The organism is Paenibacillus tengchongensis (assembly GCF_008973665.1).
Taxonomy (GTDB): Bacteria; Bacillota; Bacilli; order Paenibacillales; family Paenibacillaceae; genus Paenibacillus_AQ; species Paenibacillus_AQ tengchongensis.
In genome coordinates this window covers 299238-316361 of sequence record NZ_WACP01000005.1, presented here as the reverse complement: position 1 = coordinate 316361, position 17124 = coordinate 299238, and the positions used below count along the sequence as shown (strand labels likewise).

At 56.3% G+C, this 17124-nt stretch carries 17 protein-coding genes and 1 riboswitch; of the genes, 10 read left to right on the top strand and 7 right to left on the bottom strand.

Features of this window, described 5'->3' with window-relative positions:
* The first annotated feature begins 154 nt into the window (after positions 1 to 154).
* The 3 genes from F1381_RS11215 (at position 155) to F1381_RS11205 (ending at position 2923) form a co-directional block, all read left to right on the top strand.
* Positions 155 to 976 carry a methyl-accepting chemotaxis protein gene (locus tag F1381_RS11215; protein ID WP_151734927.1) on the top strand — a complete coding sequence of 274 codons (822 nt, stop codon included), beginning with the start codon at positions 155 to 157 and terminating at the stop codon, positions 974 to 976.
* Positions 977 to 1170: 194 nt separating this feature from the next.
* A complete protein-coding gene (locus F1381_RS11210; RefSeq protein WP_151734926.1) occupies positions 1171 to 1983 on the top strand; it encodes a helix-turn-helix domain-containing protein in 813 nt (270 codons plus the stop codon).
* Between the two features lie 19 nt (positions 1984 to 2002).
* The gene (locus F1381_RS11205; RefSeq protein ID WP_151734925.1) at positions 2003 to 2923 is read left to right on the top strand and encodes a DMT family transporter; all 921 of its coding nucleotides are present in this window, start codon (positions 2003 to 2005) and stop codon (positions 2921 to 2923) included.
* A gap of 72 nt (positions 2924 to 2995) precedes the next feature.
* Here the strand turns inward: F1381_RS11205 and F1381_RS11200 are convergent, their stop codons facing one another.
* A complete protein-coding gene (locus tag F1381_RS11200; RefSeq protein ID WP_151734924.1) occupies positions 2996 to 5350 on the bottom strand; it encodes an ABC transporter ATP-binding protein/permease in 2355 nt (784 codons plus the stop codon).
* Positions 5351 to 5702: 352 nt separating this feature from the next.
* Here F1381_RS11200 and F1381_RS11195 point away from each other — a divergent pair, with 352 nt between their 5' ends.
* On the top strand, positions 5703 to 6377 hold the full coding sequence (locus tag F1381_RS11195; RefSeq protein WP_151734923.1) for a response regulator transcription factor: 675 nt from the start codon (positions 5703 to 5705) through the stop codon (positions 6375 to 6377).
* A complete protein-coding gene (locus F1381_RS11190) occupies positions 6374 to 7426 on the top strand; it encodes a sensor histidine kinase (protein ID WP_151734922.1) in 1053 nt (350 codons plus the stop codon). Before F1381_RS11195 ends, F1381_RS11190 begins: the two co-directional genes overlap by 4 nt.
* A gap of 223 nt (positions 7427 to 7649) precedes the next feature.
* On the opposite strand, the gene F1381_RS11185 is transcribed toward F1381_RS11190, so the two are convergent.
* The 3 genes from F1381_RS11185 to F1381_RS11175 form a co-directional block, all read right to left on the bottom strand.
* Positions 7650 to 8771 (bottom strand): KamA family radical SAM protein, encoded by a 1122-nt coding sequence (locus tag F1381_RS11185; protein WP_151734921.1) that lies wholly within the window; start codon positions 8769 to 8771, stop codon positions 7650 to 7652.
* Between the two features lie 136 nt (positions 8772 to 8907).
* Positions 8908 to 9053: riboswitch (cyclic di-AMP (ydaO/yuaA leader) on the bottom strand.
* A gap of 118 nt (positions 9054 to 9171) precedes the next feature.
* Positions 9172 to 9795, bottom strand: a complete 624-nt coding sequence (locus F1381_RS11180) for a YczE/YyaS/YitT family protein (protein WP_246187988.1) — start codon at positions 9793 to 9795, stop codon at positions 9172 to 9174.
* Positions 9785 to 10228 (bottom strand): GNAT family N-acetyltransferase, encoded by a 444-nt coding sequence (locus F1381_RS11175; protein ID WP_425495262.1) that lies wholly within the window; start codon positions 10226 to 10228, stop codon positions 9785 to 9787. Before F1381_RS11175 ends, F1381_RS11180 begins: the two co-directional genes overlap by 11 nt.
* A 127-nt stretch (positions 10229 to 10355) precedes the next feature.
* Here F1381_RS11175 and F1381_RS11170 point away from each other — a divergent pair, with 127 nt between their 5' ends.
* Positions 10356 to 10808 (top strand): MarR family winged helix-turn-helix transcriptional regulator, encoded by a 453-nt coding sequence (locus tag F1381_RS11170; RefSeq protein WP_151734920.1) that lies wholly within the window; start codon positions 10356 to 10358, stop codon positions 10806 to 10808.
* A 109-nt stretch (positions 10809 to 10917) separates the two neighbouring features.
* Here the strand turns inward: F1381_RS11170 and F1381_RS29065 are convergent, their stop codons facing one another.
* The gene (locus tag F1381_RS29065) at positions 10918 to 11052 is read right to left on the bottom strand and encodes a hypothetical protein (protein WP_281349899.1); all 135 of its coding nucleotides are present in this window, start codon (positions 11050 to 11052) and stop codon (positions 10918 to 10920) included.
* A 20-nt stretch (positions 11053 to 11072) separates the two neighbouring features.
* Positions 11073 to 11840: a DeoR/GlpR family DNA-binding transcription regulator gene (locus F1381_RS11165; RefSeq protein WP_151734919.1), complete on the bottom strand. Its 768-nt coding sequence runs from the start codon at positions 11838 to 11840 to the stop codon at positions 11073 to 11075.
* A gap of 226 nt (positions 11841 to 12066) precedes the next feature.
* Here F1381_RS11165 and F1381_RS11160 point away from each other — a divergent pair, with 226 nt between their 5' ends.
* From F1381_RS11160 to fucU, 4 genes are read left to right on the top strand one after another with little or no spacing between them, the layout of a single operon-like run.
* Positions 12067 to 13833 (top strand): L-fucose isomerase, encoded by a 1767-nt coding sequence (locus F1381_RS11160; protein WP_151734918.1) that lies wholly within the window; start codon positions 12067 to 12069, stop codon positions 13831 to 13833.
* 24 nt (positions 13834 to 13857) lie between these two features.
* Positions 13858 to 15339 (top strand): rhamnulokinase, encoded by a 1482-nt coding sequence (locus tag F1381_RS11155; RefSeq protein WP_151734917.1) that lies wholly within the window; start codon positions 13858 to 13860, stop codon positions 15337 to 15339.
* Entirely contained in the window at positions 15332 to 15982 is a 651-nt protein-coding gene (locus F1381_RS11150) for a class II aldolase/adducin family protein (RefSeq protein WP_151734916.1), read from the top strand. The genes F1381_RS11155 and F1381_RS11150 overlap by 8 nt, the downstream gene beginning before the upstream one ends.
* Positions 15983 to 15997: 15 nt before the next feature.
* Positions 15998 to 16432, top strand: coding sequence for an L-fucose mutarotase (fucU, locus tag F1381_RS11145; protein WP_151734915.1), 435 nt, complete (start codon positions 15998 to 16000; stop codon positions 16430 to 16432).
* A gap of 125 nt (positions 16433 to 16557) precedes the next feature.
* Here the strand turns inward: fucU and F1381_RS11140 are convergent, their stop codons facing one another.
* Positions 16558 to 16800, bottom strand: a complete 243-nt coding sequence (locus F1381_RS11140; RefSeq protein ID WP_151734914.1) for a ferredoxin — start codon at positions 16798 to 16800, stop codon at positions 16558 to 16560.
* Between the last annotated feature and the right edge of the window lie 324 nt (positions 16801 to 17124).

Genomic DNA, 17124 nt, shown 5'->3' with positions numbered 1-17124 from the left:
CTCTTCTTGTATACAAGATAACTTCGACTTGATGATAAAAGAGCGGTCCGCTTTTGTCAACGAAGGATTTACCGTGGCATACGCGGGGAAGCTCCTCTTTAGAAATAAGGCCGGATTGACGATATAAAAATAAAAACACACTAGGAGACACCATATGGATAACTTGCAAGCACTGATCTTAGCTGCCCCGATGTTCAAGCAGATTCATGCCCAGGATATTATGATCGGCATTACGGACAAAGAAATTTTTCATTATTATGCACCCAGTAAGCTGCTGGATTTCGGCCTGGTGAAAGGAAGCCCCGTCCCGCCTGATGATCCCTCGCTGGGCAATGCCCTGAAAGGGCAGGCCACCACGAATCGGCTGTCTGCGGAGCTGTACGGCGCTACTGTGATTTCCTCGGCCGTGCCGATCCTCGGAAACGACGGGGAAGTGATCGGAGCTTTTGCAATTGCCTATACCCTGGAAAATGAAGATAAAATGGAAGAGCTGACCGGGAGCATCAACCGGATCAGCGGCGAGCTGGTCGATATGGTGCAGAATGTGGCCGCCCAGTCGCAGGAGTTATCCGCAACGACGGCGGAAATTCTGGAGAACTCGCGCAGAACGGTGGAAGAGTCGAATGAGGTCAACAAAGTGGCCGGATTTATCCGTGAAATTTCCGAGCAGACCAATCTGCTGGGACTAAATGCGGCGATTGAGGCGGCCCGCGTAGGCGAACAGGGTGCGGGCTTCGGCGTTGTGGCTGCAGAGGTGCGGAAGCTGTCCGTTAACACCAAGGAAGCGACGAAATCGATCGAGTCCTCACTGGCAGCGGTGCAACGCTCCATCCGGCAGATGGAGCAGGAGATTGAGGCGATTGCGGCTTCTTCCTCGGCACAGGCCGAGCTGGTCGCCGGCTTCAGTGCGGCGATTGACCGGCTGAATGAAACGAGCAGGGAGATGGCGCGGTTCATTTCTTCGATTATTCAATAATAGTGCTGCCCTAGATCACACGCTGTAATCAGGAGACCACTCCCTCTATTTTGCGGAATTCAGCCATACCGGCCGTTTCTGCGGATATAGAGGGCTTTTTTTCATCCAAACCGAAACAGCAATATCATACAATACGGGACCCGGCTGATGTTGTACAATTCTTTTATACGGTAGGTGCAAAAAGGAGGTCAACGATGAAGCAGGAGCAGCGCAGCATCCGGGCCGACGCGGGGCTCGGGCTGGAACTTTACCAGTTTAAAGGGATCAAGCAGAACTTCGCCACCCATTTTCATGAGTATTACACCATCGGCAGCATCGAGGCCGGGGAGAGAATTTTTGTCTGCAACGGTCAGGAGCACCGGCTTCAACCGGGCGACTGTATGCTGATCAATCCGTTTGACAAGCATAGCTGTGCAATGGTGGAGCTGGCGCCGCTGCATTTTTACAGCTTCAATATTGGCCTGGAAAGCATGGGCGGGTTAATGCTGGAGCTTTCGGGACGCCGCAATCTGCCTTATTTCACGGTGAATGCCCTGTACACTCCGGAATGGGGAGAGGCGATGCGGGAGTTGAAACTGATGATTGAGCAGAACCGGCCGGACTCTGTTAAAAAGAAGGCTTACAACTGGCTGATGCAGCGTCTCCTCTCAGCCTATTCACAGCCCGCGCCGGAAGCGGATCACCCGGAGGGTAACCGGACAATCCGTCTGGTATGCGAGTATCTGGAGCGGCATTATGACCGCAATGTGACGCTGGACGAACTGAGCGCGCTGGCGGGCTTAAGCAAATATCATCTGGTCCGACAGTTTACCCGGGAAATGGGCATCCCGCCGGGGCGTTATCAGCAGAATATCCGCATCGGGCAAGCGCGGAGGATGCTGGTACACGGCGCAATGCCTGCAGAAGCGGCGCTCGGGGCGGGATTTGCCGATCAGAGCCATTTTACCAACTATTTCAAAAATACGATCGGATTAACCCCCAAAGTGTACCGGGACTCCTTTCAATAAAGGCAAGGAAGTGCATAGGATGAACAGAAATACCGGCGGACACCTGGTGGCGCTCCTGACGATTCTGGTCTGGGGGACCACCTTTGTCTCGATTAAAATGCTGCTGGAGGCGTTCAGCCCCACAGAAATTCTGCTGTTCCGCTTTGTGTTGGGCTATGCGACGCTCTGGCTGATCTATCCGAAACCGTTAAAGCTTGCACATAAGCGGCAAGAAATTTATTTTATCGGTGCAGGCCTGTGCGGGGTCATGCTCTATTATTTCCTGGAAAATATCGCGCTGACCTATACCTTCGCCTCGAATGTGGGGGTTATTGTCTCGATAGGTCCTTTCTTCACGGGGATTTTTGCTCACTTCCTGTTGAAAGGGGAGAAGCTGAGCGGGAATTTCCTGATCGGTTTTCTGTTTGCAGTAGCCGGAATTATACTGATTGGATTCAATGGAGCTGCGCTGCAGCTTCATCCTCTCGGCGATCTGCTGGCTGTGCTGGCGGCGGCAGTCTGGGCGGTGTATTCCATACTGACCAAGACAATCAGCGGGTTCCGGTACAATATCATCCAGACAACGCGGCGGACCTTCGGCTATGGCCTCATCTTCATGCTCCCCGCCGTCTTCTGGTCAGATTTCTCGCTGAATCTTGAGAGATTTGCAGAACGGGACAACCTGCTCAATCTGCTATTCCTCGGATTTATCGCTTCCGCGATGTGCTTTGTCACCTGGAGTCAGTCGGTCAAAATATTGGGCGTTGTCCGCAGCAGCGTATATATCTACATCGTGCCGGTGGTCACGGTAATTACCTCTGCTATAGTGCTACGGGAGCGGATTACCGGACTCGCCATGCTCGGCACCGCACTGACCCTTCTGGGACTGTTCCTGTCCGGGAGTAAAATCAGGTTCAGGGTGAACCGCGGCGGCGCAGCAGTGGAGCATCCGGAGATGTAATAGTCCCGGTATAAATAACAAAAGGACCCCGGGGGGTCCTTTTTGTCTGAGCTGTAGCAGTACACTTATTTATTATTCGCTGCGCAGGGCGGTCACCGGGTTCTTCTTGGCAGCGAACTTGGCCGGAATGAATCCGCCAAGCATGGTCAGCAGCACGTTGATGATGATCAGCAGAATGGCATGCACCGGATTAAGCTGGGCCACATTGGACAGATCGGTCATCGACTTGATGATCATATTGGCCGGAATCGTCAGCAGATAGGTAATGCTGATCGCCAGAATGCCGGAGAACGCGCCGATGATGAACGTCTCGGCATTGAATACGCGGGTGATATCCTTCTTGCGGGCGCCGAGGGCGCGCAGTACCCCAATTTCCTTGGTCCGCTCCAGAACGGAGATGTAGGTGATAATCCCGATCATAATCAGTGATACGACCAGCGAGATCGAAGCGAAGGCAATCAGCACGAGTGTGATGGCATTCATAATTCCGCCCGAAAGGTTGGTTACAATCGCGGCCATGTCGGTATACACCACCATATCCTCTTCAGGCAGACCCTCATTCCATTCATCAAGATGGGCAACAATGTCTTCCTTGGCATTGAAATCCTTCGGATAAATGGAAATGGAAGACGGAATATCCGTTGCGCCCAGCACGGCGAGCACATCGTCCTGTGTCTGCGGAGCGGCCGTCGCCCCTTGCATCATTGCCGCTTGCCCCATCATGGCGGACTGGCTGGAGGTCTTAGGGAAGACCTCGCCGGTCAGCACATTGACTTCGCTTGAGGCTTCCTGGGCTTTAACGATCTCCGAATTCCGGGCGTCGTCAATGAAACGCAGCGCCAGATCGTCGGAATAGGCGATGCCGGCCGACATGGTGGACATTGGAGAATCTTCCTGTGCCCGGATAATCCCTACAATGTTGACCGGAATCGCACTCCCGCTGTTGTACATATCCGTCAGATTCGCGGAGGCGCCGTTCACCGTGTAGTGGTCGCCGGATTTTACATAATATTCATTGTTCGGAATCAGCCGGAATTCCTGGCCGACAATCTGGTCGAAGGGAATGCTGTCTGCATTGAAATCAAGCCCGAGTGTTTCCACCGTGGACACATTGAGCCGGTTGTATTCATCGACAATCAGCACCAGATCCGTATCCTTAGACGGGAAGGAGCCGGCCAGCAGGTCATAATATTTCTCCAGGTAGCTGCCGGTTTCGCCGTCTACGTTGCTCGGGAAGGAGGAGAAGCTGCCTGCGCCGACAGTCGTCGCGGTTTCCCCGTCCGATTTCAGGATGTTCATATTGACTGTACGGGTGTAGGAGGTGCCATCCACCAGCGAAGGATCTATCTCACCGACGAAGTCCAGATACTCCTGTGTAATTACATTGGTGTGCATAATGGTATTGGCGCTCGGATCATACGGGTAAATCTCCGTGCTGTCGGTGAACTCCGTCAATCCGTCAGTCGGGTCCTCCGACATAGCCGCCGCCCGGTCCATACTGACGGCGGAATGGTTGATCATGACCGGAAAGTTCGATAAAGCGCCGGCCTCGTAGTTGTTGATTTGTTTATTGAAGCCGTTGGACAGGGAGAGGATCAGCGCGATGCCGATAATCCCGATGCTTGACGCAAAGGCGGTCAGCGTCGTCCGCCATTTCTTGGTCAGGATATTCTTGCCGGACAGCTTCAGCGCGGTCAGGAAGCTCATCGATGTCTTCTTGAGCTTATAGGCGGAGCTGATCTTCTGGTCGGGCAGCGGATCGGTGTCGGAGATGATCTGGCCGTCGCGGAATTCCACGGTGCGGTCGGTGTAACGGGCGGCCAGCTCCGGATTATGCGTAACCATGACCACCAGCTTGTCCTTGGCGATCTCCTTGATCAGCTCCATAATCTGTTCGCTGGTTCCGGTATCCAGCGCGCCGGTCGGTTCATCGGCGAGAATGATATCGGGATCGTTCGCCAGCGCCCGGGCGATGGCCACGCGCTGCATCTGCCCGCCGGACAGCTGGTTCGGCTTCTTGTGCAGATGGTCCTTCAGGCCGACCCGCTCCAGCACCTTGCGGGCCTTCTCCCGCTTCTCGGCGGAAGGTACGCCGCTCAGCGTCATGCCCATCTCGACATTATCCATAATGCTGAGGTGGCTGATCAGGTTGTAGCTCTGGAAGATGAAGCCGACGCTGTTGTTGCGGTATGCGTCCCAGTCGCTGTCGCTGAAGTTCTGCGTCGATTTGCCGTTGATGATCAGATCGCCGCTGTCGTACTGGTCCAGTCCGCCGATAATATTGAGGCAGGTGGTCTTGCCCGAGCCGCTGGGCCCGAGGATGGCCACGAATTCGTTCTCCCGCAGATTGAGGCTGACGTTGTCGAGCGCCACCTGCGTGAAATCGCCGGTGGTGTAGCTTTTCTTGATATTTTTCAATTGAAGCATGGGGGTGAACCTTCCTTTCGAATCTGCTATACAAGATGAACGATGAAATAATAACAAGGGAAAGTGGCGGAGGGGAGGTTTGGAACTGGAGGAGCGGCAGCGTCCGCCTTTGTCACCGGATTTCAATCCGAACAGCGGGTTAAAATTAAGAAATCTGGGGACAACAGCGGCCGTAAGTCCAAACATTCCACGCAGCTACGTGCAACCCTAATATATTGTTCAAAGTTCATCTTATAAAGCTGCCTAAGATGAAAGGATCATAACACACAAATATGAACTGAACATCAACTGGCCGCTCCGGCGGCATGATAATATAATTTAGACGATGCTATAGCGAAAAGGGGTGGGCCGGATGATTACCATCCTCGTGGTGGAGGACAATGAGACGCTGTGCGAGCTGATCTGCACGGTGCTGGAGAAGCAGGGGTATAAGGCGGTTGCCGCCGAAGATGGTCAAAGGGCGCTTGATGTGCTGGAAGCGGAGCATATCGATCTGGTGATCTCCGATATTATGATGCCGAATGTCGACGGGTTCGAGCTGATCGGACGGCTGCGCGGTTCGGGTTACAATATGCCGGTGCTCATGATTACAGCCAAGGACAGCTTTCAGGATAAGAAGCGCGGCTTTCTCGTGGGCACGGACGATTATATGGTGAAGCCGATTGATATCAATGAAATGGTGCTGCGCGTAGGCGCACTGCTGCGGAGGGCACAGATTGTGAACGAGCGAAGGCTGACGCTGGGCGAGGTGACGCTCGATTATGATTCCGTTACGGTATGGCGCGGCGGGGAAAGCGTACTGCTGCCGCAGAAGGAGTTCTATCTGCTGTATAAGCTGGTTGCTTATCCGAATAAAATTTTTACCCGTCAGCAGCTGATGGACGAGATTTGGGGCTTAGACTCGGAAACCGACGCCCGGACGGTCGATGTGCATATCAACCGCCTGCGCGAACGGTTCCGGGAGGTTCCGGAGTTTGACATTGTGACGGTGCGGGGACTCGGCTACAAGGCGGTCCGGCAGTCATGAAGAACAGCAGGTTCGGCAATCTCTGGGTCGCGCTTGTGCTGCTGGTCTTTCTCATCCTGCTCATTTCCATGGGCTTCACGCTGATCCTGACCGTGGTCATTGTAAAGTTCAACCTGGTGGAAAAGCGGCTGTTCGACACCTTCTGGTTTCTGCTCGTCATCCTGCTGTCGGGCATTCTCACCGGCACGATCATTACCGCACTGATGGGCAACCGGATTCTGTACCCGATCAGCAAGCTGCGGGAAGCGACCCGCGAGGTGGCCAAGGGCAATTTCGGTGTCCGCCTGTACGAGAATTACAAAATCGAGGAGTTCGCCGATATGTCGCGGGACTTTAATAAGATGGTCCAGGAGCTGCAGGGGATTGAGACGCTGCGCAATGATTTTGTCACCAATGTATCCCATGAGTTCAAGACGCCGCTTACGGCAATCGAAGGCTATGCCACCTTGCTTCAGGACAAGGATGTGGAGGCAGGGGAGCGGGAGGATTACGCCGGCAAAATTATCAGCAGCACCCGGCAGCTGTCCCAGCTGACCTCCAATATTCTGAAGCTCTCCAAGCTGGAAAATCAGGAGATTCTGATCGAACAGGCGTATTTCCGGCTCGACGAGCAGATCCGCGAAGCGCTCCTGCTGCTGGAGCCGGAGTGGAGCCGCAAGCTGCTGAGCCTGGACCTTCAGCTGGCCGATACCGAATATTTCGGCAGCGAGGAGTTGCTCATGCAGGTATGGCTTAACGTCATCGGCAATGCGGTTAAGTTCTCGCATCACGGCGGCAACATCGCGATAACCCTGTCCGAAGAGGAGGGGAACATCCTGGTATCGGTAAAAGACAGCGGCATCGGCATGGATCCCGAAGTCCGCAGGCATGTCTTCGAGAAGTTCTACCGGGGCGACAAATCGCGGACCCGGGACGGCAACGGACTGGGACTTCCGCTCGCCAGACGGATTGTGGAGCTCAGCCATGGCCGCATCACAGTGGACAGTGCGCCGGGGCTAGGCTGCACCTTTACTATAGATCTGCCCCGGGAGACTCCGGATCAGGTGTAGGCGATGCCGTCAGCGCATAATACGGAACGCTATCGACGGCTCTGCTGGTGTCAGGGCCAGTACAGGACCATCTGAAGGCGATCTTTGCCAAGACCGGCGTGGGCAGCCGCCGGGAACTTGTGGCCAAGCTGTTCCCATAAGCAGCCGGGTCCAACAGCAAAGCAGCCTCTGCGTCCGCCAGGGTGGCGGGCAGGGGCTGCTTCGGTGGGTCAGCTTCGGTGGGTCAGCTGTGCTGCGGTACCTTTAAGCAGCGGGCCGTATATTTCCCGCTGCCCGGCAGGTCGTCGAACCATTCGGCGTCCGGCGGACAATCGAGAATCATGAACTTGCCATAGTCGCCGGCTTTGGACTGGTGATATTTGAGATAAGCCTTGCCGTTTTCAATGGCAAGGATTTCGATTTTGCCGGTGGTGTGGCTCATGGAGAGGCGGACTCTTTTGCCAAGTCCCGAGGTCCGGGCCTTCGCTTCCTCCACCACCCGGTATACCTCGGCCAGCGGCAGGGCAAAATCACGGTTCCCGGCGATCGGCCGGTTGATAAAGAAATAGTAAGGCGTAACACCGGCCCAGGATAGCTGGTCGAGCAGCTCGCCCAGCACGCGGGGATCGTCGTTGATGCCTCTGACCACTGGCGTCTGGTTAACGACAATGGCCCCCGCTTCATGCAGTGCGGTGAAAGCAAGGCGGGCCTCCGGCGTAATCTCGCGCGGGTGATCGACATGGGCCATGACATAAATCCGTTTCTCGGCGGTGGAGTGCTCGCGGATCGTCGCAAGCAGCTCTTCGTCCTGGTAAATACGCATCGGGTTAAACACAGGCAGCTTCGAGCCCAGCCGGATGATCCGGACATGCTCAATGGCCCGGAGCTGTTCAATGATCGAGCGGAGCTTCTTTGTTGAGAGCATCAGGGAATCTCCGCCGGTTAGCAGCACGTTGTTGATTTCGGGGTGGGCGGCAATATAGCGGATGCCTGCGGATACATCATTCCGGGCTTCATTGGCTTCGCCCCGGAAAAGGCGTTTGCGGAAGCAATAGCGGCAATAGGCGCCGCAAGCCTCAGAGACGACCAGCAGGGCGGTGGTTCCGTATTTGTGCTGGCAGCCCGGCACGACGTAATTGCTTTCCTCATCGGAAGCATCCCAGCAGCCGTATTCCTGCAGCTCTCCTTCATTCGGGATGACCAGTCTGCGGATCGGGTCCTGCGGGTCCTCCCAGTCGATCAGCGACAAATAATAGTCATTGACCCGGAAATCGAAGCGGTCGGCCACTTTCTTCAGCTTGAACCGGTCCTTTTCCGGCAGCCGATCCAGCTCGGCAACATCCGTTATGTACTTGACTTTCTGCACCTTGCATCTCTCCTTAAGCCGCAAATTTGCGCTCGGGAGGGGAGCCTTACACAGCCAACACGGTTGCCAATAGGGTCTATGGATAGAAACACAAAGAGACCCTTGGCAAGGGTCTCGTACATAACATACATGAAGAAACAGACCCATCCGCTGCTGACGAGGTTAGCTGACGGACTCGGGTAAGATGGTACCCTACACGCGGAACACCGCGCTGATTCGCCCCAAAAGACTGGTTCCCCCGCTTTCCGGCCAGGAAGGCTGGAAATTAAGCGTAATTCCAGTATAACCCAGCAAATTTTGAAAAGTCAAAGCCAAAACTGCCGTACAGGCAGGTTTTATTGCACTTTGTTTGTAGTATTATTTGCACTATTGTTCCGCACGTTTATTTGCTGCCCGTGCTTCATGCCGTGTTACCGGCCGGCCGCGCTTCCAGCCGTTTGCCGATCAGCGGCATAAACAGCTGCAGCAGCAGTCCGCCGATAGCGACCGACAAAAGCGTGCCGATGCCGATCGGCCCGTCGAACAGCCAGGCCAGCGCGAGATAGACGGCATAGATCAGCGTTTTGGCGGACAGCAGGCTCAGCTTGTATTGCTCCTGCAGGAGCAGCATCAGATGATCCAGCGGGGTCGGGGCGAACCGGGCCTGCAGATACACGGCCGTGCCGAGTCCGGTCACCACCAGTCCGGCCGCCAGGCAGGCCAGCCTTCCCGCGAGCTGTACAGGCTGCAGGAAGTCACCGAGCAGCAGCATCCACAGGTCGATGCTCAGCCCGGTAATGACGGAGGTAACGATGCCCAGCAGCAGCGGGCGGCTCCGTGCCAGCAGCGCGTTGCCGAGCAGCATCACTGCGGCGAGGACCATTTCCCAGCTGCCTACAGTCAGCCCGACATTCTGCGCCAGGCCGACGAGCAGCGCATCGAACGGCGAGGTGCCCAGACCCGAGACGATGGTCAGGGCGATTCCCAGCGCCAGCAGCAGAATGCCCGTTATATACAAGCCGCCGCGCAGCCGCTTACCGGGCACCGGAAAGCTCCTTGGTCATGATGTAGTGGGGAATGCCATCCTCCATGAATTCCGGAGAGGCGACGCTGTATCCGAGCTTCCGGTAGAACCCTTCGGCGTGCGTCTGTCCGTGCAGCTTCAGCTGCCGCCATTCCTGCAGGCGGGCTGCATCCTCCAGGGCAGCGACTACGCTCTTGCCCAGACCGTAATTGCGGAAAGGCTGCAGGACGCAGATCCGCTCCAGCTTGCCGTAGCCTGAGGCTTCGCGGATTCTTCCGGTAGCAGCCGGCTGTCCCTCCCAATAGACCAGCAGGTGCCGGCAGCGTCCGTCCAGCCGGTCATATTCGTCGAATTCATCCTCCAGCGGGACGCCTTGCTCAGCGACAAATACTTTCTCACGAATCTCAAACGCTTGCTGCAGCTGCTCTTTCGAATCAATCATTTCCACAGTAATCAATGGTTCCAATCCTTCTTTCTGTACGTAGTACGGGCCAACCCCGGTTTGCATATCGGTATGAACTAAGCTACACTATTATTATTGCAATTGCAACAAAAAAGTGACAGCAGACAGGAGCCAGCCAATGAAGGAAATATTGCGGGAGATCGGCATGATTGCGAGAGCGCTTGATTCCATCAGCAACATCGAGTTCAAGGAAGTAGAGCTTACAAGGGGACAGTATCTGTATCTGGTGCGCATTTGTGAGCAGCCGGGCATTATTCAGGAGAAGCTGGCTGAGATGATCAAGGTGGACCGGACCACCGCCGCCCGGGCTGTTCAGAAGCTGGAGCTGCAGGGGCTAATCGAGAAGCGAAGCGACCCGGATAACCGGAAAATCAAGAAATTGTTCGCAACGGAGCAGGGGATGGAGGTGTACCCTTTTTTGCAGAGGGAGGGGGTGCATTCGGACAAAGTTGCCCTGCGCGGGCTGTCGGATGAGGAAATCGAAACCCTGTACAGCCTGCTGACCCGGGTCAGGCACAATGTCGAGGCTGATTGGGAAGAGGTCAAGAAGGGTAACAAACGGCAGTATTAAGGCCGTCCACAAACGCCGGATGCACATCTGGCTGTATGGATGGAAGACGATTCTGCACGGCCGCCGCCGGAAAACGGTGCTCTAGCATTTACGAAAGCGCATACAAAAATCAATCGAGCTTGCGGAACACCGCCCACAGCAGCAGGAGCAGCAATGCTCCCACCGCGATCAGCGCCCAGGGAATCCAGTAGGCTGCGGAAACTGCAGAGAGACTGGCGGATATCACAGTGTAAATCACCTCCATACCGGCCGGACGGCCGGGAATCAATTGGTAGCGTAGATCAGCGATACCTGGTATTTCTTCAGAAAATCTATCCATTCCTGGGGCGGCTTCTGGTCGGTAACAATGTAATCCACTTTGTCGAAGCTGAACAGCTTGACGAAGGCGATGCGGTCAAACTTGGAATAATCGGCCAAAAGTATGACCTTGCTCGCCTGCTGCTGCATCAGGATCTTCAACTCGGCCTCCGCTTCGTTGGAATCGCTGAGTCCGCCGGACATCGACAGCGCCTTGCAGCTGAACAGAGCCACATCCACATTATACCGCTGAATCGTATGCGAGGCGCTCGGTCCGACAAAAGAATTCGTCTGCGCGCCGAGCACGCCGCCCGTTGAAATCAGTTTATGCCCGGAATGCTGAAATTCTGACAGTACCACCAGCGAGTTGGTGATCAGCGTCAGATTGCTGCGGGCTTCGGTAATCCGCTTCAACGCTTCAAAGGCGGTGGAACTGGTGTCGGTCATCAGGCTGTCGCCGTCTCCGATCAGCTCCAGCACATTGGCGGCGATGGCGCGCTTCGCCTCCAGATTCACCGCATGGCGTTGTGAATAGGAGGGGTCTTCGTTGGTATGGACGTTAAGTATGGCGCCGCCGTAGCTTTTCTTCGCAATGCCCTCATTGTCGAGCTTCTCCAGATCCCTGCGGATCGTCTCCTCAGACACCTCGAAGTCCCGGGCCAGATCGGCGACGAACACTTTCTTGTACTTGTGCAGTTTATTGATAATCAGCTCGCGGCGTTCGAATGCTCTCATGGCTGCCCCCTGAAGAATAAAATCTGTGATTTTATGTTTACTATAACCGATTTCCCGTAAAAAAAGGATATTCCACAATAAAAACCACAAAAATAACTCATAAACCACATAAAAACACATAAAATATGTGGTTTTATGTTGACAGTGGTGGCAGGTCGTTCTATGATGTAGGGGTTGAAAGCGTTTTTATTATTCCTTTTATTCCTGCTGAGGAGGCTGTGAACAAATGGCAACCCATTATCCGAAAATAGGCATCCGTCCGACCATCGACGGCAGACGGCGGGGTGTACGCGAATCACTGGAAGAGCAGACCATGGGGCTGGCTGAGCGCGTGGCCGCATTTCTGCAAGCATCGCTGCGTTATCCGGACGGCACGCCGGTAGAGTGCGTAATCGCCGATACGACGATCGGCGGCGTTCAGGAAGCGGCGGCGGCCCAGACCAAATTCACCGCGGCAAATGTAGGCGTATCGATAACGGTAACTCCCTGCTGGTGCTATGGCTCCGAGACAATGGATATGAATCCTGCGATTCCCCATGCCGTATGGGGTTTTAACGGTACGGAGAGACCCGGAGCCGTCTATCTGGCCGCCGTACTCTCTGCCTACGCCCAGAAGGGCATTCCCGCGTTTGGCATTTACGGCGAGGACGTGCAGGATTCCGGCAGCGAGGAGATTCCGCAGGATGTGGCAGTAAAGCTGCTGCGCTTCGCCAAGGCTGCGCTGGCCACAGCGCTGATGAAAGGCCGTTCCTACCTGTCGATGGGCTCGGTATCCATGGGCATTGCCGGTTCGATTGTGAATGAGCAGTTCTTCCAGGAATATTTGGGGATGCGCAATGAATATATCGATATGTCCGAGTTCGTCCGCCGCTTCGAGGAAGGAATCTACGACCAGGAAGAATATGCCCGTGCGCTTGCCTGGACGAAGGAGAACTGTAAGGTGGGAGCGGACAATAATCCGCCGCAGCTGCAGGTGAGCAATGAAGACAAGGAAAGCCAGTGGGAGACGGTTGTCAAAATGACCCTGATCGCCCGCGACCTGATGGTCGGTAACCCGAAGCTGGCCGAGATGGGTTTCGCCGAAGAGGCACAGGGACATAATGCACTGCTGTCGGGCTTCCAGGGGCAGCGCCAATGGACCGACCACTTCCCGAACGGCGACTTCATGGAGACGATTCTTAATTCGTCCTTCGACTGGAACGGCAGACGGGCGCCGTATATTGTAGCTACGGAGAACGACAGCCTGAACGGCGTGACGATGCTGTTTAACTATCTGTTAACGAATACGGCCCAGATCTTCGCGGATGTGCGCACATACTGGAGTCCGGCAGCGGTGAAGCGCGTAACCGGCCATGAGCTGGAAGGCCGGGCACCCGGCGGTTTACTGCATCTGATTAACTCAGGATCGGCGGCGCTCGACGGCACCGGCGTGCAGACTAAGGATGGCGCACCGGCCATCAAGCCGTTCTGGGAGACGACTGACGAGGAGGTCAAGGCGGCGCTCGAAGCAACGCTGTTCCGCCCGGCCTCGCAGGAATATTTCCGCGGCGGCGGCTACTCCACCGACTTCCTGACCAAAGGCGGGATGCCGGTGACGATGGCCCGGCTGAACCTGGTCAAAAGACTCGGTCCGGTGCTGCAGCTCGTGGAAGGCTATACGGTGGATCTGCCGGAGGAGGTGCACCGCACACTCGACGAACGGACCGACCCGACCTGGCCGACGACCTGGTTCGCGCCGGTGCTGACCGGCACAGGCTCGTTCAAGTCGGTCTACGATGTCATGAATAACTGGGGCGCCAACCACGGGGCCATCAGCTACGGCCATATCGGGGCCGATCTGATTACGCTTGCGTCCATCCTGCGCATCCCGGTCAGCATGCACAATGTGCCGGAGGCGGATGTATTCCGGCCGCGCGTCTGGTCGCTGTTCGGCACCGAGAGCCTAGAGGATGCTGATTTCCGCGCCTGCCGCAATTTCGGTCCGCTGTACTAGCGGCGGAGCGGGGCGGTGCATGAGATGAGCCAATTGAAAAGGGTGCTGGCCGTTGACCTGGGCGCAAGCTCAGGGAGAGTCATTGCCGGAGCCTATGACGGAGAAGGGATCGCGATGGAGGAAATCCACCGTTTTCCCAATATACCGGTAACGCTCGGCGGCCATCTGCACTGGAACGTGCTGGAGCTGTTCCGGCAGATCACGCAGGGCATCAAACTGGCCTGCCGGCGTTATCCGGACCTTCTCAGTGTCAGCGTGGATACCTGGGGCGTGGATTACGGCATCCTCGACAGTGAAGGGCAGCTGCTGTACACGCCGCACCATTACCGGGACCGGCGGATGCACGCCGTCCGTGCGCAGCTGGAGATGCTGCTGCCGCCGGAGGAGCAATTCCGCTTAAGCGGCAATCAGCCGGACCCGATCAATACGGTGTACCAGCTGTTTGCCGACTGGCAGAGCAATGAAACGCTGCGTTCAGCCGCAGGGCGGATTCTGCTCATGCCCGATCTGTTCCATTATTTCCTCTCGGGCGCTGCCGCTGCGGAACGGACCATCCTCAGCACGAGCGGACTGCTTGCCGCAGGTAAGGCGGAGGCGGCGCGCGAGGTGTCCGCCCGGCTTGGTCTGCCGGCGGATCTTCTGCCGGACATCGTGGAAGCCGGAACGGTCGTCGGCACGCTGCGGCCGGACCTGTGCGGGGAGCTGGGCTGTCCTCCGCTTGGGGTCATCGCCGGAGCTTCGCATGACACGGCGGCTGCAGTCGCGGCGGTCCCTTACCGCCGCAAGGAGAATGCCGCATTCATCAGCTGCGGCACCTGGTCGCTCGTCGGCCTGGAGACGGAGCAGCCGGTGTTGTCGGAAGCCTGCTACAGCCAAGGCTTCACGAACGAGAGCTGCTTCGGCGGCGGCAACCGGCTGCTGAAGAACATCACCGGCCTGTGGCTGCTGCAGGAGACCCAGCGCACCTGGGCCGAAGCCGGCGAAGTCATGAGCTTCGCCGAACTGACGGAGCTGGCGGAGCGGGAGCCGTCGCCGGGCATCCTGATCGATCCCGGCGATCCGCTGTTCGCTCCGCCGGGTGATATGCCGGCGCGGATCGGGGAGTACTGCCTGCGCACCGGGCAGACAGTGCCGGAATCGCGCGGCGCGGTGGTCCGCGTCATTGTGGAGAGCCTCGCCCGCGCTTACAGCGGGGCGGTTGCGGCGCTGGAGACGCTGACCGGACGGCGCGTCGACACCGTCCATATGGTCGGCGGCGGCATCAGGAACAAGCTGCTGTGTCAGCTGACCGCCGACGCCTGCGGCAAAGAGGTGGTCGCCGGACCGGTGGAGGCCAGTGCCCTGGGCAACATGCTGGTGCAGCTCGCCGCCCTGGGTGAGCTTGATCCGGCTCAGATCCGGGAAATCGTGGCGTCATCGGAGACGCTGGAAGTGTATCAGCCGGGACAAGGCGGCAGCGGACCGGCTTCAATTAAGCAGGATGTGGAGGGAACGACCCATGGATAAACAGGAACAGCAGCTGCGGCTGCAGATTTGCGACATCGGGCGCAATCTGTTCAACAAGGATTTCATCGCCGCTAACGACGGCAACATTTCGGCACGCCTGAACGAACATGAGATTCTGGCGACGCCGACCGGAGTCAGCAAAGGCTACCTGGAGCCGCATATGCTGGTAAAGGTCAATCTGGAGGGCGAAATTACTGAAGCGCATGAAGGCTACCGGCCTTCCACCGAAGTGAAGATGCATCTGCGGATTTACCGTGAACTGCCGGAAATGAACGGGGTGGTGCATGCCCATCCGCCGTATGCTACCGCATTCGCCATCAAGGGCGAAGCGCTGGATAAGATGATGATGCCGGAATCGGTCATCGCCATGGGGGATATACCACTGGCCGCATACGGTACGCCGTCAACGGAAGAGGTACCTGATTCGATCATGCCGTTTCTGGGCAAAAAGACAGCGGTCCTGTTGGAAAGCCACGGCGCGCTGTCCTGGGGCAAGGATGTCATGGCCGCTTACATGAACATGGAGCGGCTGGAATATACGGCCAAGCTCACCTTCCTGACGCGGATGATTGGCGGCGAACGCGAGCTGCCGCCGGACCGGATCGAGCAGCTGGTAGCGCTTAGATCATTCTACGGCATGTAAGGAAGGAGAATACGGATGCTCTATAATATCCCGAAGCTGCTGGCACCGGAGCTGGTGAAGATCATGATGGAGATGGGCCACGGCGACGAGCTGGTATTGGCCGACGCCAATTTCCCCGCCCACAGCCTGCACTCCCGGGTGGTTCGTTATGACGGCACCGGCATTCCGCAGCTGCTTGCGGCCATCCTGGAGCTGCTGCCGCTGGACCATTACGCGCAGCAGCAGGCGGCGCTGATGGGCGTAGTGCCCGGCGACAATGTGGTACCGGTGATCTGGGACACCTACAAGGAGATTATCGCTGCAAGTGATCCGGAGGCCGTGATCGGCGTAGAAGAACGGTTTGCCTTTTATGAGCGCGCCAAAAGTGCTTACGCAGTTGTCATTACCGGCGAAGAGGCGCTGTACGGCAATCTGATTTTGAAAAAAGGCGTTATCCGCAGTACGAATTAACGCGCCTATTGAGCGGCGTTCATTCGATCATAGGCGGTGGCTGGATTTCGAAGTCCATATCCACACAAATAAAGTGCCCGGAGATGGCTCCCGGCACTTTATTTACGTATCCATAATGATGGCTGCTATGAAGCAGAAGCAAACGGTGCATCGGCTAACTGAATGCAATTCGTCGGGCAGCTGTCCACAGCGTCTTGCAATTCGTCCAGCAGGTCCTCGTTAATTGCAGTCACTCCGCGGTTGCCGTCTCCGGCAAAAATCACTTCGGCGATTCCGTTATCGTCGAGATCAAAGATGTCAGGGGCTGCGGAATTGCAGGCGCCGCAAGAAATACATTCATCCTGGTTTACGGTGGCAAATTGGCTCATTGCTTATATCGCTCCCTTGTTCACAAGAATGTTCAATTGCAATTCTGCAATTATCATGTCACTTGAAAGCGGTAACGGCAAGGAAAAAATTCACATCAATTGCTTTGAATTTACAATAAATCCGCCGGAGCTGCTGCAATCTGGGGAGATGCCGGGACAGCCGCTGCCGGATTCAGTATAATATACTAACTGAACTTGTCTGCGCCACGGTGTGCAAGCATGCATCAGCAGCATGATTGGCGGTGTCCGCGCCAAACTTGTGAGGCTTGCGGACAGGTTGCCAGTAGAACAACCGGGTAATCGCACAAATAACGGCTTTCCAGT

Coding starts and splice junctions, on each gene's coding strand:
- F1381_RS11215 (WP_151734927.1), top strand. CDS start 155: ATGGATAACTTGCAAGCACTGATCTTAGCTGCCCCGATGTTCAAGCAG.
- F1381_RS11210 (WP_151734926.1), top strand. CDS start 1,171: ATGAAGCAGGAGCAGCGCAGCATCCGGGCCGACGCGGGGCTCGGGCTG.
- F1381_RS11205 (WP_151734925.1), top strand. CDS start 2,003: ATGAACAGAAATACCGGCGGACACCTGGTGGCGCTCCTGACGATTCTG.
- F1381_RS11200 (WP_151734924.1), bottom strand. CDS start 5,350: ATGCTTCAATTGAAAAATATCAAGAAAAGCTACACCACCGGCGATTTC.
- F1381_RS11195 (WP_151734923.1), top strand. CDS start 5,703: ATGATTACCATCCTCGTGGTGGAGGACAATGAGACGCTGTGCGAGCTG.
- F1381_RS11190 (WP_151734922.1), top strand. CDS start 6,374: ATGAAGAACAGCAGGTTCGGCAATCTCTGGGTCGCGCTTGTGCTGCTG.
- F1381_RS11170 (WP_151734920.1), top strand. CDS start 10,356: ATGAAGGAAATATTGCGGGAGATCGGCATGATTGCGAGAGCGCTTGAT.
- F1381_RS29065 (WP_281349899.1), bottom strand. CDS start 11,052: ATGGAGGTGATTTACACTGTGATATCCGCCAGTCTCTCTGCAGTTTCC.
- F1381_RS11165 (WP_151734919.1), bottom strand. CDS start 11,840: ATGAGAGCATTCGAACGCCGCGAGCTGATTATCAATAAACTGCACAAG.
- F1381_RS11160 (WP_151734918.1), top strand. CDS start 12,067: ATGGCAACCCATTATCCGAAAATAGGCATCCGTCCGACCATCGACGGC.
- F1381_RS11155 (WP_151734917.1), top strand. CDS start 13,858: ATGAGCCAATTGAAAAGGGTGCTGGCCGTTGACCTGGGCGCAAGCTCA.
- F1381_RS11150 (WP_151734916.1), top strand. CDS start 15,332: ATGGATAAACAGGAACAGCAGCTGCGGCTGCAGATTTGCGACATCGGG.
- fucU (WP_151734915.1), top strand. CDS start 15,998: ATGCTCTATAATATCCCGAAGCTGCTGGCACCGGAGCTGGTGAAGATC.
- F1381_RS11140 (WP_151734914.1), bottom strand. CDS start 16,800: ATGAGCCAATTTGCCACCGTAAACCAGGATGAATGTATTTCTTGCGGC.